The sequence below is a fragment of the Panacagrimonas perspica genome (assembly GCF_004364935.1).
Classification (GTDB): Bacteria; Pseudomonadota; Gammaproteobacteria; order Nevskiales; family Nevskiaceae; genus Panacagrimonas; species Panacagrimonas perspica.
The window spans coordinates 1,909,391-1,934,002 of sequence record NZ_SOBT01000008.1 but is presented as its reverse complement, the minus strand read 5'-3'; the positions used below and the strand labels follow the sequence as shown (position 1 = coordinate 1,934,002).

General features: G+C 65.2%; 21 protein-coding genes. 16 read left to right on the top strand and 5 right to left on the bottom strand.

What is annotated here, in order from left to right; genetic code table 11:
* Window positions 1-31: 31 nt before the first annotated feature.
* From DFR24_RS08755 to pnp, 5 genes are all read left to right on the top strand, one after another.
* Window positions 32-691: a glutathione S-transferase family protein gene (locus tag DFR24_RS08755; protein ID WP_133880890.1), complete on the top strand. Its 660-nt coding sequence runs from the start codon at window positions 32-34 to the stop codon at window positions 689-691.
* Window positions 692-740: 49 nt separating this feature from the next.
* Complete coding sequence (gene rbfA, locus DFR24_RS08750) at window positions 741-1,133, top strand: 30S ribosome-binding factor RbfA (RefSeq protein WP_133880889.1); 393 nt, start codon at window positions 741-743, stop codon at window positions 1,131-1,133.
* A gap of 6 nt (window positions 1,134-1,139) precedes the next feature.
* Window positions 1,140-2,069 carry a tRNA pseudouridine(55) synthase TruB gene (gene truB, locus DFR24_RS08745; RefSeq protein ID WP_133880888.1) on the top strand — a complete coding sequence of 310 codons (930 nt, stop codon included), beginning with the start codon at window positions 1,140-1,142 and terminating at the stop codon, window positions 2,067-2,069.
* A gap of 69 nt (window positions 2,070-2,138) precedes the next feature.
* Window positions 2,139-2,408 (top strand): 30S ribosomal protein S15, encoded by a 270-nt coding sequence (gene rpsO, locus DFR24_RS08740; protein WP_133880887.1) that lies wholly within the window; start codon window positions 2,139-2,141, stop codon window positions 2,406-2,408.
* Window positions 2,409-2,472: 64 nt separating this feature from the next.
* On the top strand, window positions 2,473-4,581 hold the full coding sequence (pnp, locus tag DFR24_RS08735; RefSeq protein ID WP_133880886.1) for a polyribonucleotide nucleotidyltransferase: 2,109 nt from the start codon (window positions 2,473-2,475) through the stop codon (window positions 4,579-4,581).
* Window positions 4,582-4,930: 349 nt separating this feature from the next.
* Here the strand turns inward: pnp and phaR are convergent, their stop codons facing one another.
* Both phaR and gluQRS read right to left on the bottom strand, forming a co-directional pair.
* Window positions 4,931-5,425 carry a polyhydroxyalkanoate synthesis repressor PhaR gene (gene phaR / locus DFR24_RS08730; protein ID WP_133880885.1) on the bottom strand — a complete coding sequence of 165 codons (495 nt, stop codon included), beginning with the start codon at window positions 5,423-5,425 and terminating at the stop codon, window positions 4,931-4,933.
* 59 nt (window positions 5,426-5,484) lie between these two features.
* Window positions 5,485-6,327 carry a tRNA glutamyl-Q(34) synthetase GluQRS gene (gene gluQRS / locus DFR24_RS08725; RefSeq protein WP_168710381.1) on the bottom strand — a complete coding sequence of 281 codons (843 nt, stop codon included), beginning with the start codon at window positions 6,325-6,327 and terminating at the stop codon, window positions 5,485-5,487.
* Window positions 6,328-6,511: 184 nt separating this feature from the next.
* On the opposite strand from gluQRS, the gene DFR24_RS08720 reads away from it, so the two are divergent.
* From DFR24_RS08720 to DFR24_RS08690, 7 genes are all read left to right on the top strand, one after another.
* Window positions 6,512-7,297: an HAD-IA family hydrolase gene (locus DFR24_RS08720; protein WP_133880883.1), complete on the top strand. Its 786-nt coding sequence runs from the start codon at window positions 6,512-6,514 to the stop codon at window positions 7,295-7,297.
* Window positions 7,298-7,343: 46 nt separating this feature from the next.
* A complete protein-coding gene (locus tag DFR24_RS08715) occupies window positions 7,344-8,933 on the top strand; it encodes an FAD-binding oxidoreductase (RefSeq protein ID WP_133880882.1) in 1,590 nt (529 codons plus the stop codon).
* Window positions 8,934-8,997: 64 nt separating this feature from the next.
* The gene (locus tag DFR24_RS08710; protein ID WP_210772282.1) at window positions 8,998-10,533 is read left to right on the top strand and encodes a glycerol-3-phosphate dehydrogenase/oxidase; all 1,536 of its coding nucleotides are present in this window, start codon (window positions 8,998-9,000) and stop codon (window positions 10,531-10,533) included.
* Window positions 10,530-12,086 carry an FGGY-family carbohydrate kinase gene (locus DFR24_RS08705; protein ID WP_133880880.1) on the top strand — a complete coding sequence of 519 codons (1,557 nt, stop codon included), beginning with the start codon at window positions 10,530-10,532 and terminating at the stop codon, window positions 12,084-12,086. Before DFR24_RS08710 ends, DFR24_RS08705 begins: the two co-directional genes overlap by 4 nt.
* Window positions 12,087-12,206: 120 nt before the next feature.
* Window positions 12,207-12,623 (top strand): rubrerythrin family protein, encoded by a 417-nt coding sequence (locus DFR24_RS08700; RefSeq protein ID WP_133880879.1) that lies wholly within the window; start codon window positions 12,207-12,209, stop codon window positions 12,621-12,623.
* A 79-nt stretch (window positions 12,624-12,702) separates the two neighbouring features.
* Complete coding sequence (locus DFR24_RS08695) at window positions 12,703-14,058, top strand: (Fe-S)-binding protein (protein ID WP_133880878.1); 1,356 nt, start codon at window positions 12,703-12,705, stop codon at window positions 14,056-14,058.
* A gap of 2 nt (window positions 14,059-14,060) precedes the next feature.
* Entirely contained in the window at window positions 14,061-14,642 is a 582-nt protein-coding gene (locus tag DFR24_RS08690; RefSeq protein ID WP_133880877.1) for a DUF3501 family protein, read from the top strand.
* A 99-nt stretch (window positions 14,643-14,741) separates the two neighbouring features.
* On the opposite strand, the gene DFR24_RS08685 is transcribed toward DFR24_RS08690, so the two are convergent.
* From DFR24_RS08685 to queF, 3 genes are all read right to left on the bottom strand, one after another.
* Window positions 14,742-15,410, bottom strand: a complete 669-nt coding sequence (locus tag DFR24_RS08685) for a ceramidase domain-containing protein (RefSeq protein WP_133880876.1) — start codon at window positions 15,408-15,410, stop codon at window positions 14,742-14,744.
* Between the two features lie 66 nt (window positions 15,411-15,476).
* Complete coding sequence (locus DFR24_RS08680; protein WP_210772281.1) at window positions 15,477-15,815, bottom strand: DUF1161 domain-containing protein; 339 nt, start codon at window positions 15,813-15,815, stop codon at window positions 15,477-15,479.
* A 55-nt stretch (window positions 15,816-15,870) separates the two neighbouring features.
* The gene (gene queF / locus DFR24_RS08675; protein WP_133880875.1) at window positions 15,871-16,281 is read right to left on the bottom strand and encodes a preQ(1) synthase; all 411 of its coding nucleotides are present in this window, start codon (window positions 16,279-16,281) and stop codon (window positions 15,871-15,873) included.
* Window positions 16,282-16,439: 158 nt separating this feature from the next.
* On the opposite strand from queF, the gene smc reads away from it, so the two are divergent.
* The 4 genes from smc to DFR24_RS24395 all read left to right on the top strand — a co-directional run bounded on the left by smc (window position 16,440) and on the right by DFR24_RS24395 (window position 24,506).
* A complete protein-coding gene (gene smc, locus DFR24_RS08670) occupies window positions 16,440-19,982 on the top strand; it encodes a chromosome segregation protein SMC (protein WP_133880874.1) in 3,543 nt (1,180 codons plus the stop codon).
* 128 nt (window positions 19,983-20,110) lie between these two features.
* Complete coding sequence (locus DFR24_RS08665) at window positions 20,111-20,917, top strand: cell division protein ZipA C-terminal FtsZ-binding domain-containing protein (RefSeq protein ID WP_133880873.1); 807 nt, start codon at window positions 20,111-20,113, stop codon at window positions 20,915-20,917.
* 4 nt (window positions 20,918-20,921) lie between these two features.
* Window positions 20,922-23,039 carry an NAD-dependent DNA ligase LigA gene (gene ligA / locus DFR24_RS08660; protein WP_133880872.1) on the top strand — a complete coding sequence of 706 codons (2,118 nt, stop codon included), beginning with the start codon at window positions 20,922-20,924 and terminating at the stop codon, window positions 23,037-23,039.
* A gap of 234 nt (window positions 23,040-23,273) precedes the next feature.
* On the top strand, window positions 23,274-24,506 hold the full coding sequence (locus DFR24_RS24395; protein WP_162851113.1) for a hypothetical protein: 1,233 nt from the start codon (window positions 23,274-23,276) through the stop codon (window positions 24,504-24,506).
* The last annotated feature ends 106 nt before the right edge of the window (window positions 24,507-24,612 follow it).

The window sequence follows — 24,612 nt, the reverse complement described above, 5'->3', positions numbered from 1 at the left end:
CCGCATGCGTCGCGAAATCGGGAGGACGAAGATGTCGCTGAAACTCTACGGCCACCCGTTTTCCTCGTACTGTCAGAAGGTGCTGATTGCGTTGTACGAGAACGCAACGCCATTCGAATTTCGCGTGTTGTCTCCGGATCATCCCGAAATTGCGGCCGAGCACGCGAAGCTCTGGCCGCTCAAGCGTTTCCCGGTATTGGCCGACGGTGATCGGACCGTGCTCGAGGCCAGTCTCATCGTCGAGTATCTGGATCAGCGGTACGCGGGATCGAGCCGCCTGATTCCTGAAGATCGGGATGCTGCGCTGCAGGTGCGCACGCTGGATCGCTTCTTCGACAACTACGTCATGACGCCGATGCAGGCGGTCGTGTTCGACGCGATCCGGCCTGCCGATCAGCGCCGTCCGTACATCGTCACCGAAGCATTCGATCAGCTCGATGTCGCTTATGGCTGGCTCGAGGGCGAACTCCAGGGACGCAAGTGGGCGATCGGAGACGACTTCGGGCTGGCCGACTGCGCCGCCGCTCCGTCGCTGTTCTATGCGGACTGGGTTCGTCCCATCGGGTCCGAGTTTCCGACGGTGCGGGCGTATCGCGAGCGGCTCCTTTCCCGGCCTTCGTTCGCGCGCGCCGTCAACGAAGCGCGTCCGTATCGGTCGTTTTTCCCTCTCGGTGCACCGGATTGCGACTAGACCGTCGCGATTCTTCATTTTCTCCTAGGCCTTCTTCTTCCTCCGGCGCATGAAAGAATTTCCTCGCAAGCTGCGGATCAATACGCAGCTCCAGCGCGAACTGTCGGAGCTGATCGTCTCCCACCTGACCGACCCGCGTCTGGAAGGTGTCTCCATCACGACCGTCGATGTGGCTGGCGATCTTCGCAACGCCACGATCCGCGTCAGTTCGCTGGGTTCGGATGCGGAGTTGGCGCAAGCCGTGACCGCGTTGCACGGCGCGGTGCCCTTGTTGCGCAAGGCACTCGGTGCGCGCTTGCGTATGCGCTACACGCCACAGCTTCATTTCCGGGCCGACACGCAGATCCGCCAGGCTGATCGGCTGACGCAGTTGATCCGTGACGCGGTGCAGTCCGACAAGAAGCATTCGCCTGACCCGGACGCCGAGCCGGATCAGGACTGAGCGATCATGGCTCGTGTTCCGCGCCGTGCACTCGACGGCATCCTGCTGCTCGACAAGCCGCTGGGTCTGAGCTCCAACACGGCGCTTCAACAGGCGCGGCGTCTGTTTCAGGCGGAGAAGGCGGGGCACACAGGCAGCCTCGATCCCTTGGCCACCGGCATGCTGCCGGTCTGCTTCGGGGAAGCCACCAAGCTCTGTGGACTGTTGCTGGATTCCGACAAGTCTTACGTCGCCCGCATGCGCCTGGGGAGCTGCACGACGACGGGAGATGCCGAAGGACAGGTCACGACGACGTCGGATCCGTCGGCGCTGACGCTCGAGGACTTCGAGAGGGTGAAGCTGCGTTTCATGGGGCCGATCCGGCAGATTCCTCCGATGTACTCGGCGCTCAAGCATGAGGGTCGCCGCCTGTACGAGCTGGCTCGTGAGGGCGAGGACGTCGAGCGGGCCCCGCGGGAGATCACCATCCACTCCCTGGAATTCGGTCCGATCGTCGATGGCGAACTCGACGTCACCGTTTCCTGCTCCAAGGGCACCTATATCCGCACCTTGGTCGAGGATCTGGCCGCCTCGCTGGGTCAGTGCGCCCATCTGTCCGGTCTGCGCCGGACGCGGGTCGATCCGTTCGGGCCGCTTCGGATCTGGAATTTCGAAGAAATGGAGGCACTGGCAACAGCCGGGCTTTCGGAATTGGACGCCGCCCTGCTGCCGATGGCGGCCGCCGTAAAGAATTGGTCGCGCGTCAGCCTGCCGCCAGATACGCTTCGCCGCTTCTCGCGCGGGCAGGCTGTGGACTGCGTTGATGCTGCTGATTTGTCAGGTGAAACCTCGCTTGCCGTAATGGACGAAGCGGGGTTGTTGAAGGGTGTTGGAAAGGTGGGTGCAGACGGCCGTCTGCACCCCAAACGATGGCTTGGCGGCTCATCCATGGCTTGAGGGTGTGGGGCATGGAAGTTACAATCGCGAGCTTTGTAATGAAATCAATCAAGGTTTGGAGCGTTTGAGATGACTCTTTCGGTAGAACAGAAGCAGGGTGTGGTTCAGAAGTACGCTCGCGGTACGGGCGACACGGGTTCTCCGGAAGTGCAGGTCGCGCTCCTGTCGGCCCGTATCTCCGACCTCGGTGGACATTTCGAGCAGCACGCCAAGGATCACCATTCCCGCCGCGGACTGCTCAAGCTGGTCAACCAGCGCCGCAGCTTGCTGGACTACCTGAAGCGTAAGGACGAAGCGCGCTACACGAAGCTGATCGCCGAACTCGGACTGCGCCGCTAAAGCGGCGCAGTTTCGTTTGCGCGTCTGTTTCTTCTTCGTCCTCGAAAATCAGAGACTCTGAATAATGGGAATTCCCGCTCTTCCTGCTACGCCCGTCACCAAGACTTTTCCCTACGGCGCCCATAGCGTCACGATCGAGACCGGCCACATCGCCCGACAGGCGACGGCTTCGGTCATCGTGCGCATGGATGACACCGTGCTGCTCGTCACCGTCGTTGCGAAGAAAGAAGCCAAGGTCGGCCAGGATTTCTTCCCGCTCACGGTCGACTACATGGAGCGCACCTACGCCGGTGGCCGCATCCCGGGTGGATTCTTCAAGCGTGAAGGCCGTCCCAGCGAGCGTGAGACACTGACCTCGCGACTCATCGATCGTCCGATCCGCCCGCTGTTTCCGGACGGCTACTTCAACGAAATCCAGATCGTCGCGACCGTGCTGTCGCTGAATCCGGAAGTCGATGCCGACATCCCTGCGATGCTCGGCGCCTCTGCCGCGCTGTCGCTCTCCGGCGTTCCGTTCCAGGGTCCGATCGCTGCTGCCAAGGTCGGCTACCTCAACGGCCAGTACATCCTGAACCCGTCGGCCACGCAGCAGGAGACCTCGGAGCTCGATCTCGTCGTCGCCGGGACGAAGGACGCCGTGATGATGGTGGAGTCCGAAGCCAAGCAGCTTTCGGAAGACGTGATGCTCGGCGCCGTGCTGTTCGGCCACGAGCAGATGCAGACCGCAATCACGGCGATCAACGAACTCGTCGCCGTGGCGGGCAAGCCGAAGTGGGACTGGAAGCCGGTCGCCGCCAACACGGGCCTGAACGAAGCGATCGCCGCCTACAAGGGCGACATCACCACCGCCTACGGCGTGGCTGACAAGCAGGCGCGTCATGACGCCGTCGGTGCGGTGCGCGGCAAGATGCTCGAAGCACTGTGCGCTGGCGACGCGCCGAAGTTCGACGCCGACGACGCCAGCACCGCGTTCCACGATCTTGAGGCCGTCGTCGTTCGTAACCGCATCATCGACGGTCACCCGCGCATCGACGGACGTGACACCCGCACGGTTCGTCCGATCAGCATCTCTGCCGGCGTTCTGCCGCGCACGCATGGATCGGCGATCTTCACCCGCGGCGAAACGCAGGTGCTCGCGGTCGTCACGCTCGGCACCGGCAAGGACGCGCAGCTGATCGATGCGATGGAAGGCGAATGGCGCGAGCCGTTCATGCTGAACTACAACTTCCCCCCGTACAGCGTCGGTGAGACGGGTCGTCTGAACGCGCCGAAGCGCCGTGAAATCGGCCACGGCCGTCTCGCCAAGCGCGGTCTGGCGGGCGTGATGCCGGACCTCGACAAGGAATTCCCGTACGTCGTGCGCGTGGTCGCCGAGACCACCGAGTCGAACGGCTCGTCGTCGATGGCCTCGGTCTGCAGCTCGTGCCTGGCGATGATGGATGCGGGCGTGCCGCTCAAGGCGCCGGTCGCCGGCGTGGCGATGGGTCTGATCCTGGAAGGCAGCAAGTTCGCGGTGCTCACCGACATCCTCGGCGACGAGGATCACCTCGGCGACATGGACTTCAAGGTGGCCGGCTCGCGTCATGGCGTGACCGCGCTGCAGATGGACATCAAGATCACCGGCGTCAACGGCGAGATCATGAAGCAGGCTCTCGCTCAAGCGAAGGCGGCTCGTCTGCACATCCTCGACCAGATGGACCAGGTGCTGCCGTCGGCTCGTACCGAGATGTCGAAGTACGCGCCGCGCATCACGACGATCAAGATCCATCCCGACAAGATTCGCGAAGTCATCGGCAAGGGTGGCGTCACGATCCGTTCGATCACCGAGGAAACCGGCTGCTCGATCGACATCGATGATGACGGCACGATCAAGATCGCCGCGACCGACCACGCTCAGGCTGAGCAGGCCATCGCCCGTATCAACGCGCTGACCCGCGACGTCGAAGTCGGCGCCATCTACGAAGGCAAGGTCGCCAAGCTGATGGACTTCGGTGCGTTCGTGACGATCTCCCCGGGCAAGGACGGCCTCGTCCACATCTCGCAGCTCGCCGACAAGCGGGTCGAGAAGGTCGAGGATGTCGTCAAGGAGGGCCAGACTGTTCGCGTGAAGGTTCTCGAAGTGGACAAGCAGGGACGTATCCGTCTTTCGATGAAAGCAATCGACGTTGCTTGAAGCGATGAGAGCTGCGTGATCGGCTTGCGGATGGGAAGTCGATCACGCAGAATCGCTTGACGCACAGGTCACACGACCACGGCCAATAGGCTGGGCAAAAAAATACCCCCGGAACAAACGGGGGCGAGTGCGAGAAAGGCCTAGGCCTTTCTGGAGGAGATTATAAAATTCGAAAAAGTTGGAGCGCTTATGGCGCTCTTTTTCTTGTTCGGACTTTGTTGCAATGCACTATAGATTTGCGAATTTCGGCTGTCAACGCGCAATGGTGCGACGCAGCAACAAAGAATAAGAAAATTCTCTTCGGCGCGACTCCCCGTCGGAGCCGACTTATCCGTCGAAGCGGACTTATCTAGTCCTCTGAATCCGCGCCGCGCGTCAGCTTGTTGAGCTTCGTGCGAGAGAGATTCCGGAGGAACTCCTTGCGTACCGTTCGCCAGATCGGAACCTGTCGGTCAGCCAGTTCCTTGAGCGCGTGCAGGGGCTGCTGCGCCTGGCCGAGCATGCCTCTCAGCTGTTCCGTGAAATTGCCCTGTTGCTGCATGAAGAGCTGGAGCGAGAGCTCCAGATAGCGGCTGATGCTGGGCTGCATCGGATCGCCATAGAACCGGATGATGAATGTCAGCAGTTCGGTCGTGAAAATCGGGTCGCCGCCTTCCTCCTGCTCGGCGATGACCTGCAGCAGGATGGTTCGCGTGATGTCTTCGCGCGTGCGTTTGTCTTCTACCCGAAAACGGACGTTCTGGAGGACGAGCTGACGAACCTCTTCGAGCGTGATGTATCGGCTGATTTCGGTGTCGTAGAGCCGACGATTCGGGTACTTCTTGATGACGCGGAGTTCACTCATGTTCGAAGCCATGTTGCACTGCGCCAAGAATGCCAGAATCAGCCGCTTACAACAAAGGCTTACGTAACTTTATGTGGCGTGCTGGGGATTTGATCCGGCCGCCATCTGTCAATCGCGGCACGGGTCAAGTCGGACACAGGTAGCCTCTGCGCCTCTACCGGTACCGCCTGGCCGAGGACGGCTAACGCCGCAGCCACGTTCGCGCTTGCCTCGGCCGCTTCAAGAGGGCGCGATTCGTTTCGTTTGCCAAGTTTCCGGCCCGAAGGATCGAGTACGAGGGGAAGGTGGCGGTACCGCGGTATCGGCAGCCCGAGCGCCTGCATCAGCAACTGCTGACGAATACCGGATGACATCAGGTCCGCGCCGCGCACGACATCGGTGATGCCCTGAGCTGCTTCGTCGACGGCACAGGCAAGCTGATAAGCCGGCGCTCCATCACGACGTCTGACGACGAAATCACTGATCGGCGAACCGCTCGGTACTCGGAAGCGCAGGGCTGCGTCCCGGTCGGGCAGGCCAGCGTCGCGACAGGTTCCCGGGTAAATCGGTTCGGGGTCATCCTGCCCCTGCGGGATCATCGCGGCTAGCTGTGCTCGCGTGCATCGACAGGCATAAAGGAGACCGACCTTTTGCAACCGCTCCACAGCGTCCTGGTACTCGGCGAGATGCTCGCTTTGCCGCCTCGGGATGCCGTCCCAGTTCAGGCCATGCTCATCGAGTTGATGCAAAATTTGCGCGTCAGCTCCGGCCTTCACGCGCGCCGTGTCGAGGTCGTCTATGCGGAGCAACCAGGACCCTCCGGACGCCCGCGCGTCCAGCCAACTGCCCAGCGCGGTCACCAGCGATCCGAAGTGCAGTGCACCGGACGGCGTGGGGGCGAAACGGCCGACGTAACGAGTCATCCCGATGGAAGGGCGATGCAGGTGTGCCAACGGTCGCAAAATCAGCTTTAGAAAGCAACGCGAACCGCTTGATTGCATGAGAGTTGTGTTAACCTAGAGAAGTCATGTCAACCCGTTTCTCGATGTCCGAGTTCACCCGCCCCGCGGCGCAGGATCCGTTCTCGCGCCTTGCGAGTGATGCATCGTGACCCTTCAAGCGCTCCTGTTGGACGTCGATGGAACGGTCGCCGATACCGAGCGTCACGGACATCGGCCTGCCTACAACCGCGCGTTTCGTAAGCTGGGCCTCGGTTTTCGTTGGGGCCCGAAGCTCTATCGAAAACTGCTCGAGCAGCCCGGCGGCAAGGAACGGCTGCTGCACTACGTCAATCACTACAAGCCCGAACTCGGTCTTCATGCCGCGGCCTATGCCGCCGACCCGCATGCCTGGGTTCGCGAGGTTCACGCTCTCAAGTCGCATTATTTCCAGCGCTATCTTCGCAAAGGCCAAGTGCCGCTGCGTCCTGGCGTCGCACGCCTGATTCGTGAGGCCGATGCGGCAGGACTTCGAGTGGCGCTGGTCAGCAATGCCAGCCGCGCGAGCCTGAAACCTGTGCTGCGTTACGGTCTGGGCGAAGAACTCGCCGACCGCATTGATCTGATCGTCAGCGGCGAAGACGTCAAACGAAAGAAGCCTGCTCCGGACACGTACCTGCTCGCGCTCGCCAAGCTGGGTCTGGGCGCTCGCGAGTGCGTTGCGCTCGAGGACTCGGCGATGGGCTTGCGAGCGGCTGTCGCAGCCGGCGTTCCGACCATCGTCACGACGAATGCGAACACGGAAGGCGATGATTTTTCGAGTGCCATCATGGTGCTCGATGGCTGCGGTGAACCGGATCAACCGGTGCGCTCCGCGCGCGGATCGTTCGACGGTCCTTGCCTGACGTTGGCCCAGCTCCAGGGATTCGCCGAGTCGGTGCGTTCGGCCGCCTAGGCGGCGGTTACACTCGGCCGATTGGCCGAACGAACGCGGGGATGGCATGCGGCGATGGAACGGTTGGGGCGAAGACAATCTCGACTATCCACTCGACGCCAAGGCGCTCGCGTTTCTTGCTGAGCGGATCGGGGTCGGCTCGCCAGGGCACGAAATTTCGCTCCACGAGGTGCTTGGAAAAGTCCGCGAATCCTCTTGGACTGAATCCGGTTTCGACACGTCGGCCGAGACCCGTCTGCGCCATGCTCGCGGTCAGAGTTATCGCGACTGGCTGGCACTGAAATACGGGCGCATCGGCCCTGTCGCCGATGCGGTAGCGCTGCCCGCCAACCACGCGGAAGTCGAAACCGTATTGCGGGATGCCGCGTCGCGCGGGGCGCGGGTGGTTCCCTGGGGCGGCGGCACCAGCGTCGTCGGACATCTCGACGTGATCGAAGCCGGCCAGCCGGTGCTGAATCTTTCGCTCGAGCGCATGAATGCGCTGCTCGATTTCGACCCGATTTCTCAGCTCGCGCGTTTCGGCGCCGGCACGCCAGGCCCGCGTGTCGAGGCGCAGCTCCGCGATCGCGGTTATCTGCTCGGACACTTTCCGCAGTCGTACGAGTATTCAACCGTCGGTGGATGGGTCGTGACGCGCTCCAGTGGGCAGCAGTCCTTGCGATACGGTCGCATCGAGAACCTGTTCGCGGGCGGACGGCTCGTCACGCCGCGCGGCTCCCTGAGCGTCGGCGGCATTCCCGCATCTTCGGCGGGCCCGGATCTTCGCGAGCTGGTGCTCGGTTCGGAAGGCCGTCTCGGCATCCTCAGCGAAGCTGTCGTGCGCGTGCGCAAGCTCCCCGAGCGCGAGGATTTTCACGCTGTCTTCTTTCCCACCTGGGATCTTGGCGTCGAAGCGATGCGGCATCTCGTGCAGTCGGATCTGCCGTTGTCGATGCTGCGTCTGTCCAACGAAACCGAAACGGAAACGCAGCTGACGCTGGCGGGGCACGAGAAAGCGATCGCCTGGCTCAAGCGATACCTGAAATTGCGTGGCTCCGGCGCACGCCCGGTGATGATGGTGTTCGGGCTCACCGGCCTGAATCGAGAAGTGCTGCGCAGCCGGCGGGAAGCGCTAACCCTTTGCAAGTTGTCACGCGGCGTGCATGCAGGCCGGATGATTGGACAGGGTTGGGCGAAGAACCGGTTCAAGGGGCCGTACCTTCGCAACGGTCTGTGGAAATTCGGCTACGGCGCCGACACCGTCGAGACCTGCATCAACTGGCCACAGGCGACCGGGTTGATGCGCGCCATCGAACAGACGGCGGTCGATGCCTTCGCTGCCGACAACGAGCGGATTCATGCTTTCACGCACCTGTCGCACGTGTATCGACAGGGCTGCAGCATCTATTCGACGTTCGTATTCCGCTCGGCCGGCGATCACGACGCTGATTTCGCGCGCTGGCAGCGTCTGAAGGCGCGCGTATCCGAAATCATCGTGGCGCATGGCGGCACCATCAGCCATCAGCACGGTGTCGGAACCGATCACGCGCCTTACCTGGAGGCGGAGAAGGGCGCGCTGGGAATGGATCTGCTGCGTGCCTGTGCACGCGAACTCGACCCGGCCGGCATGATGAATCCCGGCAAGCTGTTCGCGTGAAGATCGGATGTCGCGAAGCCTGCGGGCGGCCGTGCGCGCCTGAGCGATGCGGGAGATGCTTCGCATGAGCGCTCCCGATCGCCTGGCTGCGCTGGCGACGCGATACGACCTCGTCATCATCGGAGGCGGCATTACCGGCGCAGGCGTCTTGCGAGAAGCGGTTCGCACCGGCGCATCCGTTCTTCTCGTCGATCGCAGCGACTTCGCATCCGGGACTTCCAGCGGTTCGTCCAAGCTCGTCCACGGCGGTTTGCGCTATCTGCAGTCGGCACAGTGGCGGCTCACGCTCGAATCCGTTCGCGAGCGCGGACGCCTGTTGCGCGAAGCGCCGGGACTCGTCGATCCGCAGGCCTTCTTGATGCCCATTCAGCACGACTCCAAACCGAGTCGCGCGCTGATGCAGACGGGTCTGTTCATCTACGACCTGATGGCGGGACGACTCACCTCGCGCTGGATGACGGCCCGCGAGGTCGCCGATGCCGAGCCTGCGCTGTCCCGCGAGAACATTCATGGCGCGATGTACTTCCAGGACGCGCAGACCGATGACGCGCGGCTCGTGCAGCGCCTGATCGAAGACAGCCGTGCGCTCGGGGCCCATGCGCTGAACTACGTGGCGGCCGAGGATCTCGTGCGCAGCGGCGAGCGCGTGACGGGCCTCGTGCTGACCGATCGCATGTCGATGGCCACGCGCCATATCGAAGCGGGTCTGGTCATCAACGCGACTGGTGCGTGGACGCGCCAGTTCGCGTCCGCAACCGTCCGCGCGCCGCAGTTGCGGCCGTTGCGGGGCAGTCATTTCGTATTCGCACACGATCGGTTGCCGATCGCTCATGCGATCACCTGGCTGCACCCGCAGGACCGGCGTCCCGTGTTCGCATTTCCCTGGGAAGGCGCTGTGCTGTTCGGCACCACCGATCTCGATCACGACATGCGGCTGTCGGAATATCCGCGCATGACCGCGGAGGAATCGGCGTATCTGCTCGAGGCGCTCAATCTGCGCTTTCCCGCCGTGAACCTTGCCGCGAGCGACGCCCTTTCCACGTATGCCGGTGTGCGGCCGGTCGTGGCAGGCGGGAAAGACGCACCGTCGGCCGAGTCGCGCGAGTCGGCCCTGTGGTCGAGCGAGGGGCTGATCAGCATCACGGGTGGCAAGCTCACGACCTTCCGTGTGACAGCCCGCCAGGTGTTGCGCGAAGCGGCGAGGCAGAGCCCCCATCTGGCACTGCGGGCGGATGCGCCGCTGTTCGAAAAGGGCGCGACAGAAGATGCGGCATCGCGTCGCCTGCAGGGGCGTCTGGGCGCGAACGCGGCGGGAAAATTGACGTCGCAGTCGAGCGCGGAAGACCGCGAACTCGTTCCCGGTACGCCGTACAGCTGGGCGGAACTGCGCTGGTCCGCCCGTCACGAACAGGTGATGAGCCTGGACGATCTGCTGATGCGGCGCACGCGGATGGGTCTGGTCACCGCGAACGGAGGACGCGAGCTTCTGCCGCGCATTCGCGCGGCGGTGCAGGCCGATCTGGGTTGGGACGACGCGCGCTGGATCGACGAAGAAGCCGCGTATCTGTCGATGTGGCAGCAGCGGCACGCGCCGGCGTGAGCGCAAAGAAGCTATTGGCGCTGGATGTAGGCACGCAGAGCGCGCGCGCCATCGTCTTCGACGAACACGGGCATCTGCTGGCGCGCCAACAGGTCGCGATCGAGCCTTACGTGTCGCCGCAGCCGGGCTGGGCGGAGCAGGATCCCGAGATCTACTGGAAGGCGCTGACGCAGGCTTGTCGCGGACTGTGGACGGAGGGCGACGTGAAGCCTGCCGACATCGCGGGCGTCGCCCTCACCACGCAGCGCGCGACGATGATCTGCCTGGATGCCGACGGCCGCGTGCTGCGGCCCGCCACGGTCTGGCTGGATCAGCGCCGTTGCACGGCGCCGCCGGATCTTGGGCCGATGTGGCGCGGCTTGTTCGCCGTTGCGGGTGCAGGACCTTTGGTAGCCCATCTGCAGGCCGAGGCCGAGGCCAACTGGTTCGCCCAGCATCAGCCGCAGATGTGGAAGCAGACCGCGAAATATCTCTTCCTCAGCGGCTTTCTCGTGCATCGCCTTGTGGGCGAGTACGTCGATTCCGCCGGCAGCCAGGTCGGCTATGTGCCGTTCGACTACAAGCGCCTGGAGTGGGCCGCGCCGTCCGACTTCAAATGGAACGCGGTTGCCGTGCGTCGCGAGCAGTTGCCGCGCCTCGTGCCACCCGGCGGTCTCCTCGGCGCGCTCACACCCAAGGCCGCCGAAGCGCTTGGCCTGCCGGCTGGACTGAAGCTGATCGCGGCGGCCGCCGACAAGGCTTGCGAGGTGCTCGGCTGTGGCGCGACGGAAGCGGACGTGGCGCAGCTCTCGTTTGGCACGACCGCGACCGTCAACACCACGCAGGTGAAGTACGTGGAAGTGCAGCGCATGCTGCCCGCGTACCCCGCCGCGATACCGAATGCGTGGAATACCGAGATCCAGATCTATCGCGGCTTCTGGATGGTCAGCTGGTTCAAGCGTGAATTCGCGCATCGCGAAGTGGCGCTCGCGCGCGAGAAAGGAGTTGCCGTTGAATCGCTGTTCGATGAGCTCGTGCGCGAAATTCCGGCGGGCTCGATGGGTCTGACCTTGCAGCCGTACTGGTCGCCCGGCGTTCGCGATCCGGGACCGGAGGCCAAGGGCAGCATCATCGGCTTCGGCGACGTGCACACGCGAGCGCATCTGTACCGCGCGATTCTCGAAGGGCTGGTGTACGGCCTGCGTGCAGGCGCCGAACAGATCGAACGCAAGACCGGCCGCAGGATGCGCCGCATCGTCGTCGGCGGCGGCGGATCACAGTCGGATGCGGCGATGCAGATCACGGCCGATGTATTCGGTCTTGCTGCAGAGCGGCCCGAGGTCTACGAGACGTCGGCGCTCGGAGCCGCGATGAATCTCGCGATGGGCCTGGGTCTGCACGCGGACTATCCGACGGCAGTTCGAGCGATGACGCGAACCGGCCGTCGCTTCGAAGTGGATGCTGCGGCGCATCGCACCTATGACGCTCTTTACCGCGAGGTGTACCGCGAAATCTATCCGCGATTGCGTCTGCTCTACCGTCGGATCCGACGAATCACCGGCTATCCGGCCTGATCTGCATCCAATAGGCGAGCCCTATGGAGTGCATGAAATCCTTTGCTTGGACATCGGCCGCAGCGGGCGTACTCTCGGGCTGCCGTACCCACACGCCAGCTAATGAGAGGAGAGCAAGCCATGGGACTGAAAGGCTCCAGGACCGAAGAAAATCTGAAGGCTGCATTCGCAGGTGAATCGCAGGCCAATCGGCGTTATCTGTACTTCGCGCAAAAGGCGGACGTCGAAGGGTTCAACGACGTCGCCGCGGTCTTTCGTTCCACCGCCGAAGGCGAGACCGGGCATGCACACGGTCATCTCGAATATCTCGAAGCCTGCGGCGATCCTGCAACGGGCCTTCCCATCGGCGCGACTTCGGACAACCTGAAGGCGGCAATCGCTGGCGAGACGCACGAGTACACCGACATGTACCCCGGCATGGTCAAGACTGCTCGCGACGAAGGCCACGACGAGATCGCGGACTGGTTCGAAACGCTGGCCAAGGCCGAACGTTCTCACGCCAACCGCTTCACGAAGGCACTGAACGACATCGCCTGACCGATCGCGCGGTTCCATTGTCGACACCCATCGCGCCGCACTTGCTGCGGCGCGGTGTTTTATGGAGACGGGACAGGTCATGAGCGAAGCTGCGCCCAAGGGCGGCGGCAAACGCGAGGGCGGTCTGGGTGCGCCCACGCGTCATCCGATCGACTGGAAGAGCGAGGCCTTCTACGACGAGGTCCCGCTGTTCAAGGAACTCGAACGTGTCTACGACATCTGCCACGGATGCCGTCGATGCGTGAGCCTCTGCCAGTCGTTCCCGGTGTTGTTCGACCTCATCGACGAATCCAGAACGATGGAGGTCGACGGCGTCGACAAGAAGGACTACTGGAAAGTCGTCGACCAGTGCTATCTCTGCGATCTCTGCTACCAGGTGAAGTGTCCTTACGTTCCGCCGCACGAATGGAACGTCGACTTTCCTCACCTGATGCTTCGCGCCAAGGCGGTGCAGTTCAAGAACGGCGAAGTCGGTGCCGCCCGCAAGCTGCTGACCAACACGCGAACCATCGGCGGGCTCGCCAGCATCCCGGTCGTGACCGAAATGGTGAACGCTGCGAATCGCAGCCCGACGCTTCGCAAGGTCGTGAAGAACCTGCTCGGCGTTCACCCCGACGCGCACGTTCCGACGTACCACAGCCGCAGCGCGCACGATCGCGTGAACGTGGTCACCGGCGCGCTTCCATCGGGGCGTGCGGCAGGCCCCACGCGCGGCAAGGTCGCGCTGTTCGTGACCTGCTACGGCGAATACAACATGCCGCAGGTCGTGGATGATCTCGTGCGCGTGCTGCGCCACAACGCCATCGAGGTGAAGCTGATCGAACAAGAGCAGTGCTGCGGCATGCCCAAGCTCGAACTCGGCGATCTCGAATCGGTCGCCAGGTACAAGCAGTTCAATCTGCCGGTGCTGCACGAAGCGGTGAAGGACGGATGGGACCTGATGGCGCCGATCCCGTCCTGCGTCCTGATGTTCCGCCAGGAGATTCCGTTGATGTTCCCGGACGACGCCGAGGTGCTGGCCGTCAAGGCGCGCATCTTCGATCCGTTCGAATACCTGATGCACCGCCACAAGGCCGGCTTGCTCGATACCGGTTTCAGGAAGCCGCTGGGAAAGCTGGCCTATCACGCTCCCTGTCACCAGCGTGTGCAGAACATCGGGCCCAAGACGCGTGACCTGCTGTCGCTGATTCCCGGGACGCAGATCGAATTCATAGAGCGGTGCTCGGGCCACGATGGAACGTATGGCCTATGCGATGAGACGTACGCCTACGCGATGAAGATCGCCAAGCCCATCGTCACTCGGGTGAACCAAGCCGACGTCGATCACGTGACCAGCGATTGCCCGATGGCGGCGGATCACATCGCGCATGGCATGGGCAACACGAAGCCAGCCTCGCATCCGATCTCGCTGGTCCGCATGGCGTACGGAATCTGACGATGAACAAGCTCACGCCCCAGGATCTGTGGAAGCTCGAGGAGTACGCGGAACAGCGGCCTGCGTTCCGCAAGAAAGTCATCGCGCACAAGAAGCCGCGCAAGATCCATCTCGGCGAGCACCTCACACTGATCTTCGAGGACCGGCTCACGATCCAGTACCAGGTCCAGGAGATGCTGCGCATCGAGCGCATCTTCGAACGCGCCGCCATCCAGGAAGAACTCGACAGCTACAACCCGCTGATCCCGGATGGGAGTAACTGGAAGGCGACGCTGCTGGTCGAATACGAGGACGTGGTCGTGCGCCAGCGCATGCTGTCCGAACTGCGCGGCCTGGAACGCTGCCTATGGCTGCAGGTGGGCGATCTGCCTCGCGTCATCGCGATCGCCGACGAGGATCTCGAACGCCAGAACGAGGAGAAGACCTCGGCCGTGCATTTCCTGCGCTTCGAGTTGACCGCCGAAGACATCCGGCTGCTGAGCGAGAACAGGGAGCTTCGCTTCGGGACGTCGCATCCGAAGGCGGTGTTCCAGCAGTTGGCGTCGGACGAAACGCGCCGCGCGCTGCTCGCCGATCTGGCCTGAACTAACACAGCGCGTAGCCCGGAGGAAGTCCGGGGTTTTTCCCCCTCGCTATCGAAAAAGCTCCCGGACTTCGTCCGGGCTACGGGCGTTCGCTTCCCGTCAGCGAGGCGCCGTGGCGCAAGCCCGCGCCAGCCCGATCGTAACCAGTCCCAGCACCACCCCGTTCAGCAGGTGCCACGCCCAGTGCGTGCCCCAGACCCAGCCTTGGCACCACGCGAGATCCACGCTGCGCAGCGATAGCGAGCCCAGGAACAGCAATGTCGCCAGCACGAATTCGGCCGCGCCGCGCCGTCGTTGCAGGACGAGCCAGGCCCCCATCAGCGCGATGCCGGCCAGCGCGGGAAAATAGGTGACAGAACCGTTGAAGGCGGCCGGCTCGAAGGGCGCCTGGACGAACAGTCCGAACGCCCAGAAGGCCGGCGCCGCGAGCCACGCCAGGACCCAGCGCACATCGAGCAGGTAGTGCGCAAAACAGATCACGAAGAAATAGATGAACAGGCCGATCGATCCGACGTCGAGCATCTGCGCCCAGGCCGTCGCGAACACGTGGAACGCGGCCGAGCAGATGCCGATCAGCAGCACAAGGCCGGCCAGGACTTCCAGCTGCGCGGGCGTCTTGCGAGGCGAGGGGAACAGTCGCGGCAGCGCGGCCATCAGCCACAGGCCGGCCGCGATGAAAGCCAGGTTGGAGAGCGCATTGAGCGGCTCGGCGAACAGGCCGGGATCGAAGCGCTCGCAATAGAGATCGACCGGCTGCTGCCAGTTCATCGGTCAGGCTTCTCCCAAAAGCCGGCCGCAGCGCGAAAAGCGTTTCCGGCGCTGCGGCCCTGGACCTCAGTAGTTGCCGATCGGGGGGACCGACGAAGTTTTCTTCTTGGCCGGCGCCACGGGCTTGGGCGCGGCCGGCGCTGCCGGCTCAGCCGACGCGCCGCTCGAGGAGCCGGAGCCTGCGCGCGCGTACACGATGCTGCTGGCGCCGCCGTCGCAGGTGCCCACTACCTTCGCGGAACCCGCGTCCGCCGCGCCGACCACGTCGAGGGAGTAGCCCTTGGCGCCCTTGGCCTGGAGCTTGGCGTCGATCTGCGACTTCAGCTCCGAGCAATCCAGGCGCGCCTGCGCCGAGAACGCGAGAGTTCCGAGGGTCACCGCCAGCAGCAATCTTCCGATGTTCATGTGTCTCTCTCCAGTTGCTTCTTCTAGGGGGTCCGGGCGCCGTCAGGCACCCGTCCTACTGCTTGATCCATTCGCCGGGGGGCAGGATCACCGCCGGGGCCGGCTGCCAGCCCGCCGCACGGTGTTCGGCCACGACGTGGGTGAAGATGCCGCCGCGCACGCCAAAGTCGCCGGTCAGGCGCATGAAGCGCGGGGCGGTGGCCCGGACCAGGTCGTCGAGGATGCGGTTGGTCACGGCCTCGTGGAAGGCGCCCTCGTCGCGGAAGCTCCAGACATAGAGCTTCAGGGACTTGAGCTCGACACACAGCCGTTCCGGGATGTACTCGAGATAGAGGGTCCCGAAGTCCGGCTGGCCGGTCTTGGGGCACAGGCAGGTGAATTCCGGCATGCGCATCCTGATCACGAAATCGCGGTCCGGATTGGGGTTCGGAAAGGTTTCCAGCGACTTGCTCGGGGAAGCGGTCATGCGAAGCGGGTGGGGAAGAGCACGGACGTAATTTACACTAGCCTATTAGCCCCCCGGCTTGGTCCAGCGGGTTCCGGGGCCCCTTCGAAGATGCGGTTGGCTTCGCAGGGCGGCTCGCCAAAACAGAACGCGCTCAAAAGCGCCCGTCACCAGACCGAATGCGACTTTCCGGACTCAAGCTGGCCGGCTTCAAATCGTTTGTCGACCCGACCCAGTTGCCACTGCCGTCGAATCTCACGTCCATTGTCGGGCCGAACGGCTGTGGCAAGTCGAACATCATCGACGCGGTCCGCTGGGTGCTCGGCGAAGCCTCTCAGAAGCAGCTGCGTACGCAGGATTCCGACGACGTCATCTTCAACGGCTCCAAGACCCGCAAGCCGGTGGGCCGTGCCAGCGTCGAGCTGCAGTTCGACAACAGCGACGGGCAGATCGGCGGCGCTTATGCCGCCTACACCGACATCGCGGTGCGTCGCGAACTCACGCGCGACGGCAACTCGCAGTACTACCTCAACGGCCGCAAGTGCCTGAAGCGCGACGTTACCGACCTGTTTCTCGGAACCGGCCTGGGCGGCAAGAACCAGTACGCGATCATCGAGCAGGGCATGGTCTCGCGCATGATCGAGGCCAAGCCGGAAGAACTCCGCACCTGGCTCGAGGAAGCGGCAGGCATCTCCAAGTACAAGGATCGGCGCAAGGAAACCGAGAGCCGCATCCGGCAGACGCGCGAGAACCTGTCGCGCCTGAACGACATGCGCGTCGAGATCCAGTCGCGCCTCGAAGTGCTGCGCAAGCAGGCCGCCAACGCCGAGAAGTACAAGGAGTTCAAGCAGCAGGAACGCGCGCTCAAGGCGGAAATCCTGGCGTTGCGCGAGCGCGGCCTCGAAGCCGACGCGAAGAACCACGAAGGCCGTATCGAGGAGCTGGAGCAGGCGCTGGAAGTGGCGCGTGCCGCGGTCGTCACCGCGCAGCAGGGCCGCGAGGAAGCCGACGCCCTTCGCCGCGGCATGCAGGAAAAGCTCAATCTCGAGCAGACCGCGGTCTACGAGGCCGAGAGCGCGGCCAGCCGTCTCGAGCAGGATCTGGCGCACGCGCGCGAGATGCGCGCCATGCGCCAGCGCGAACTCGAGCAGCTCGATCGCGCACTGGCCGATCTCGATCGCCGCCGCAACCAGGATCAGCAACGCCTCGAGCAGGCGCTGCAGGAAGTCGAACAGCTCGAAAGCCAGGCCGAATCGGCCGATCGCCATCATTCCGAGGCCAAGGGCAACCTGGCGCGCTCCGAAGAATCGGTGCAGGCGGAACAGACGCGCTGGGATGAATTCAGCGCCTCGTCCGAGCAGCCGCTGTTCGACACCGAAGGCGAACGCGTGCGCGTGCAGAGCCTCGAGCGCGCGCAGTTCCAGCTCGAAGAACGCTACAAGCGGCTCGCGGCCGAAAGCAGCGGGCTGGACGCCGGCCCGATCCAGGCCTCGCTGTTCGACGCCGATGCCGAACTGGCCAAGCTCGAAGCCGACGTCAACGACGGGCAGGCGGAGCTGGCTTCGCTGGACAAGGATCTGGCGTCGCTGCGCGAGCAGCGCGCCGCGCTGGACGGCAGCCTCCACGAGTCGCGCCAGATGCTGCAGTCCGCGCGCGGCCGGCTGTCCTCGCTCGAGACGCTGCAGCAGTCCGCGTTGCGCCAGGACGACGCCGAACTCGCCGGCTGGTTGCGCAGCCGCGATCTGGCCGGCCGGCCGCGTCTGGGCCAGCACCTGAAGGTCGAAGCCGGCTGGGAAGCCGCCGTCGAGCATGTCCTCGATGGCCTGCTGCAGGCGCCGCTGATCGAGCACGTCGCGGGACTCGCCACGCAGGACTGGCCCAAGGCCGGCGTGGTCCTGATCGATTCGCGGGTCGACGATTCCGAAGCGCCTGCCGGCACGCTGGCCGCGCAGGTGCGGGGTCCCGCCGCGGTGCGCGATTTCCTGCGATCCGTCTATTGCATCGCCGATTCGGCCGAAGCCGCGACGCGGGCCGCGAGCTTGGCGCCGGGCGAATCCATCGTCACGCCCGACGCCGTCTGGCGCGGACGCGACTGGGTGCGCGCGCCGCGCACCGACGCGGCCAAGTCCGGCGTCATCGCGCGCGAGCAGATCATCCAGCAGCTGCGCAATCAGGTCGAAGAACTCGCCGAGGCCATCGGCACGCGCGAAGTGCAACTCAACGACGTGCGCACGCAGCAGCAGCAGGCCGAAGAACAGCGCCGCAATGTCAGCGCCCGCTTCGAGCAGGCGCGCAGCCGCCAGTCGCAGCGCATGGCTTTTCGCCAGGCGCAGGCCGTTCGCCTCGAACAGACACAGGCCCGCATCGCTGCGCTCGTGCGCGACATCGACGGTCTCAAGGCCCAGCGCGAACAACAGGCGGCGGAACTGACCGCCTCGCGTGAAAAACTGCTGAACCTCGAAGGCGTGGCGCAGCGTCTGCGCGAGGAGCGCATCCAGCATCAGCAGTCGCTGATCCGGGCACGCGACGCGGTGACCCGCAATCGTGCGCTGCTGACGCAGGCCGCGCAGACCGAAAACCAGGTCCAGATCCAGCTCGCCTCCCGTCGCAGCCACGTGGCGGCGCTCAACCAGACCGCGCACGACCTCGAAGGCTCGCGCGAACAGCTCGTCGCCGATCGCGCTCAGCGGGCGGAGGACGCCGTGGAGCTCGAAGCGCCGCTGGCCGATCGCCAGGCGCAGGCGGAGACGGCCCGCGCGGCGGTCGACGCGGCGCGCGAGGTCATGCGTGCCGCCCGGCTCGCGCTGGAGACCGCGGAACTGTCGGTCGGGCAGGGCGCCCACGGCTTCCGCGAGGCCGAGAGCGCCAAGGACCAGGCGCAGGATCGTCTGCAGCAGGCCCGTATCGAATTCGAGAACCTGCGCGCGCGTCGCGAGGGCTACGCGCAGCAGCTGGCCGACGCCTGCCGCGATGGCGGCATGGAGCGCGAGGCCGTGTTCGCCGGCCTCACCGAGGACGCCACCGCCGAGATCTGGGAAGAGAAGATCGCCGGCCTGGGCCGTCGCATCGACCGCCTCGGCGCGATCAATCTCGCGGCCATCCAGGAACTCGAGGAGGCCGAGGGCCGCGAGAAGTACCTGGGCGACCAGTGGGCCGATCTCACCGGCGCGCTCGACACGCTCGAAGAGGCCATCCGCAAGATCGACGCCGAGACCAAGGAGCGCTTCAAGGACACGTTCGACAAGGTCGACACGATCTTCCGCGACCGCTTCCCCAAGCTGTTCGGCGGCGGCGAGGCCTACCTGGAACTCACCGGTGACGACCTGCTCGACACCGGCGTGCGCGTCATGGCGCGCCCCCCCGGCAAGCGCAATTCGTCGATCCAGATGCTGTCGGGCGGCGAGAAGGCGATGACCGCCGTGGCGCTGCTGCTGGGTCTTTTCCAGCTCAACCCGGCGCCGTTCTGCCTGATGGACGAAGTCGATGCTCCGCTCGACGACGCGAACGTGGCACGCTACTGCGAAGTGGTGCGCGAGATGAGCCAGAACGTGCAGTTCATTATCATCACGCACAACAAGATCACGATGGAGCTGGCCAACCAGCTGCACGGCGTCACGATGCAGGAGCCGGGCGTCAGCCGTCTGGTGAGCGTGGACGTGCAGCAGGCGGTGGAGCTGGCGGGTGCGGCGGATTCCAAGCCTGAAGTGGAGCAGACCTCCTGATGAACTTTCTCGCGGCCGTGCTGCCCTCACCCTGCCGTTTGCTGTGCAAACGGTCTTCTCCTCTGCCGCTGCTCGGGCGAGGGACCTCGGTGTCGCCTCTGGCGACGAAACTGCTCTGGGAGTAAGCGATGGGCGAATTGCAGTGGGCGCTGCTGATCGTCTGCCTCGTGCTGGTCGTGGCGGTGTACGTCTTCAGCCGCCGCAATCGCGGCGCAGCGGATGACGGCGACAGCGACGGCGGGCACGCGCTGTTCCCGAAAGCGGGCGAAACCGGCAATCAGCTCGATCTGCTGGCGCCGCGCGCCGAGGCCGGCTTCGACGAGTACGGTGTCGGCAACAAGCGCACACGTGGCGAAGGCGGATCAGCCGATCACTCGCCGCGCGAACCCTCGCCGCCGTCGATGGCGACCCTGCTGCATCCGCTGCCGGGCCAGCAGCACGTCGTGCCGCGAATCCCGCCGGATATCGCCGTCGCGGCTCCGGCCGCTCCCGCAGTGACGGCAGCGCCCACGGCCACGCCGCAGGGCAAGCTCGTCGCGCTGATCGTCGCGCCGACGGAAGAAACCGACATCCTCGGTCCCCAGCTTCACGCCGCGCTGATCGCGCAGGGCCTGAAGTTCGGCGACGGCGAGGTGTATCACCGCTACATCGGCGGTCGAATCGTGTATTCGGTGGCGAGCCTGCTCAAGCCCGGCAAGCTGATTCCGGCGGAGACCGAGAACTTCTCGACGAAGGGTCTGACCGTCGTGCTGAATCTCCCGGGCCCGGTCACGCCGGTCGTGGCGGTCGACGACATGCTGAGCACCACGCGCGCCGTCGCCGCCGTGCTGAAGCTGGAAATCTTCGACGCCCGTCGCGAGCGGGTCACCGACGAGGTGGGCAAGAAACTGCGCGCCGAAGTCGAGGACTGGGCGCGGGCCGCCAAAATCATCTGAGGCGATGACGTCGAAGGCTGATGCACAGGCCGCTCGCGCGGCCACGCTGCGCAGCCAGCTTGCGGAGCACGATCACCGCTACTACGTGCTCGACGATCCGAAGATCCCGGACGCCGAGTACGACGCCTTGTTCCAGGAGCTGCGCGACCTCGAGGACCGGCATCCGGACCTGGTTTCCGCCGATTCGCCGACACAGCGCGTCGGCGGTGCGGCGATGCCGGAATTCACCCCGGTGCGTCACCGCCAGCCGATGCAGTCGCTGCGCAAGGCCAACGACGAAGCGGAACTGCGCGACTTCGATCGCCGCGTCCGCGAAACGCTGTCGCGGGAATCCGTGGATTACAGCGCCGAACCCAAGCTCGATGGCCTCGCGGTCTCGCTGACGTATCTCGACGGCGTGTTCGTGCAGGGCGCCACCCGCGGCGACGGCGAGGTCGGCGAGGACGTTACCGTCAATCTGCGCACGATCCGCCGGATCCCGCTGAAGCTGCGGGATTCGAAAAAGCATCCGTTTCCGCCGGTGCTGGAAGTGCGGGGCGAAGTCTTCCTGCCGCTCGCGGGTTTCCGCCGCTGGAAGGAAGATGCCGAAGCTCGCGGCGAGAAGGCGCCGGTGAATCCGCGCAATGCCGCCGCCGGATCGCTGCGCCAGCTCGACTCGTCGATCACCGCGAAGCGGCCGCTGTCGTTCACGGCCTACTCGGTGGGCTTTCACGAAGGCTGGGCGCCGCCGGCACGGCATTCCGAAGTGCTGACGATGCTGCGCGCGTGGGGCCTGCCGGTTTCCGACCTGATCGAGGTCGTCTCCGGCGAGCCCGGCATGCAGGATTATTTCGATCGCATGGCGACGCAGCGCGCGACGCTGGACTTCGACATCGATGGCGTCGTGTTCAAGCTGGACGACCTGGCCGGCCGCGAGGAGCTCGGAAGCGTCTCGCGCGAACCGCGCTGGGCCTGCGCCTACAAGTTCGCCGCCGAAGAAGCCGAGACGGTGCTGGAAAAAGTGGAGTTCCAGGTCGGACGCACCGGCGCCCTGACGCCGGTGGCGCGCCTGCAGCCGGTGTTCGTCGGCGGCGCGACGGTGAGCAACGCCACGCTGCACAACATGGACGAGGTCGCGCGCAAGGACGTGCGGCCGGGCGATCGCGTCGTCGTACGCCGTGCCGGCGACGTGATTCCGGAAGTCGTACGGGCCGTCATCGAGGGCGACGAGGCGCGAGCAGCGCACGACGCACGCCCGCAGGTCGAACTGCCGCCGGCCTGCCCTGTCTGCGGCGGCGGTGTGGAACGCGTCGAAGGCGAGGTCGTCGCACGTTGCACCAACGGACTGTCCTGCAGCGCGCAGCTGCACGGCGCGCTGATCCATTTCGTGTCGCGCAAGGCGATGGACATCGAGGGTCTGGGCGAGAAGCTGCTGGGCCAGCTGATCGAAACCGGCATCGTCGACTCGCCGGCGAGCATCTTCCTGAAGGTCGACGCGCCGACGCTCGCCGGTCTCGAACGCATGGGCGAGAAGTCGGCGGCGAACGTGGTCGAGGCCATCGATCGCAGCCGCGCCACCGAGTTCGGCCGCTTCCTGTTCGCGCTCGGCTGCCCGCAGGTGGGCGAGACCACCGCACGCGATCTGGCGCGTCACTTCGGCACGCTCGATGCTCTGTTCGAAGCGGCCGAGCAGGATGCGCCGACGGCGCACGATGACACGATCAAGGAGAAGGACCGCTTCCCGACGCTGCGCCAGGTGCCCGATGTCGGGCCGACGGTCGCGGCGCACGTCGTCGGCTTCTTCACCGAGCCGCGCAATCGCGACGTGATCCGCGCGCTGGTCGCGCCGGTCGGAGAAGGCGGCTGCGGCATTCACTGGAAGGCGCCCAAGGCGGCGGTCGCTGGCGGCGCCCTGGCGGGCAAGACGTTCGTCATCACCGGCACCTTGCCCGGCGTGTCACGCGATCAGGCCGGCGCCTTCATCGAAGCCAACGGCGGCAAGCTGAGCGGATCGGTTTCAGCGAAGACCGACTACCTGCTGGCGGGCGAGGCGGCCGGCTCCAAGCTGGCCAAGGCGGAGAAGCTGGGCGTGTCGATCCTGGACTGGTCGGCGCTCGAAAAGCTCGTGTCCGGCGATGCCTGATGACCGGCCGGATCGGGTAAGAAATGCCGAATCGCGGCATAGTGCGCATCAAATCGACCCGACGGTCGGGGCAGGTGCCGCCGGTCAGCGATTCGATGCCGTTGACATGCGGTTCGGGTTTTTCTTCGGGCGCGGCGCGCCGCTCATCCTCTTGCAACTGAGGCCTGAGTCCTACGTGCCACGCTCCGGATTCGCTGTCGCGGGGCGGCGTGTCATCAAATCCAGGAGATCCTCATGCTGAAAAAGACATTCATGGCGCTGGCCGTCGCGGGCACGGTCGTCATCGCGGGCTGTGGTGGTGGCGGCGGTGGTGGTGACGGTGGCTCGTCGACGCCGAAGACCCGCAACGACGTCGTGGGACCGCTCGACGGTCTGCAGGGCGGGCTTTCTTCCGAAATTCTGACGCCACTGCACACGGCCGTCGCCGGCACGCCGCTCGTGGGCGTCGTCGACTGCCTCGACCAGTCCGTGGTCAACGACATCCTCGATATCGCCGACGCGATCGTCCTGGGCATCGGTCCCGGTGCCGCGAACCCGGCTGCGCAGTTGAGCGCCACCGCCGCCAACGTCCAGGCCGAGGTCACTGATCTGGTGGCCGACCTGCAGGGTCTGGTGGGTTCGCTCGCCGGCACGACCGGATGCCTGGCCAATGCCGGTCCCCAGGCCGGGTCGGGCAACCCGCTGGCCGGCACGCCGCTCGCGGCGCTCGGGGCGCAGCTTCTGCCGGTGCTGAATCAGGTTCAGGGTCAGCTCGGCTCGGCTGCACCCGGGTCGCTGTCGCTCGGTCAGATCTCCGGTCTGCTCGGTCAGGTGGCGCAGGCGTTCAACGGTGCAACGGGCGCGATTCCCCCCGGTGTCGCCAACGCCCCGGTCATCGGTGGCGTGCTCGATGTGGTGTCGCAGGCGCTGGCCGACGTGCAGCTCACGGTGGCCGCCGCCGGCACGGGCAATCCCACGACCGCGGCGACGCAGCTCACGGCCACGGTCGAGCACCTGCTCGATGGTTTGCTCACGCAGGTGATCCCGATCGGCCTGATCGAGAACACCTCGGGTCAGCCGGATCTGGTCAGCGGTCCCATCCAGGCCGCCATCGACCAGTTCACGGCCGCGCTCAGCGGCGGTCTCGGCAGCCTGGCGCCGGCCGGCCTGGGCAATGCGCTGGTGGATCCGCTGGGAGCGCTGCTCACGCCGCTGCAGGGCGATCTGCTGCCGCTGATTCTCGACCCGATCCGGGCGGCGATCTCGGGTGGCGCGGGTGGTGGTTCGATTCCGGTGCTCACCGGCACGCCGCTCGATGGCGTGCTCGCCACGCTGACCGGCGTGCTCTCCGGTGGCGCCGGCGGTGATCCGCTGACCAGCCTGCTCGGCTCGCTGCTCGGTGGTCTGGGTGGTGGCGGTGGCGGCGGAGTGACCTGCCCGCTGGCCGGGACTCCGCTGGCAGGCTTGTGCGGAATCCTCGGCGGCTGATCGTGTCGCAGCAGTTGATGTGAGAAAAAAGGCCCCGGTCGTCACCGACCGGGGCCTTTTCACGGATGTAGCCCGGACGAAGTCCGGGATTGCGCTTCGTCATCGA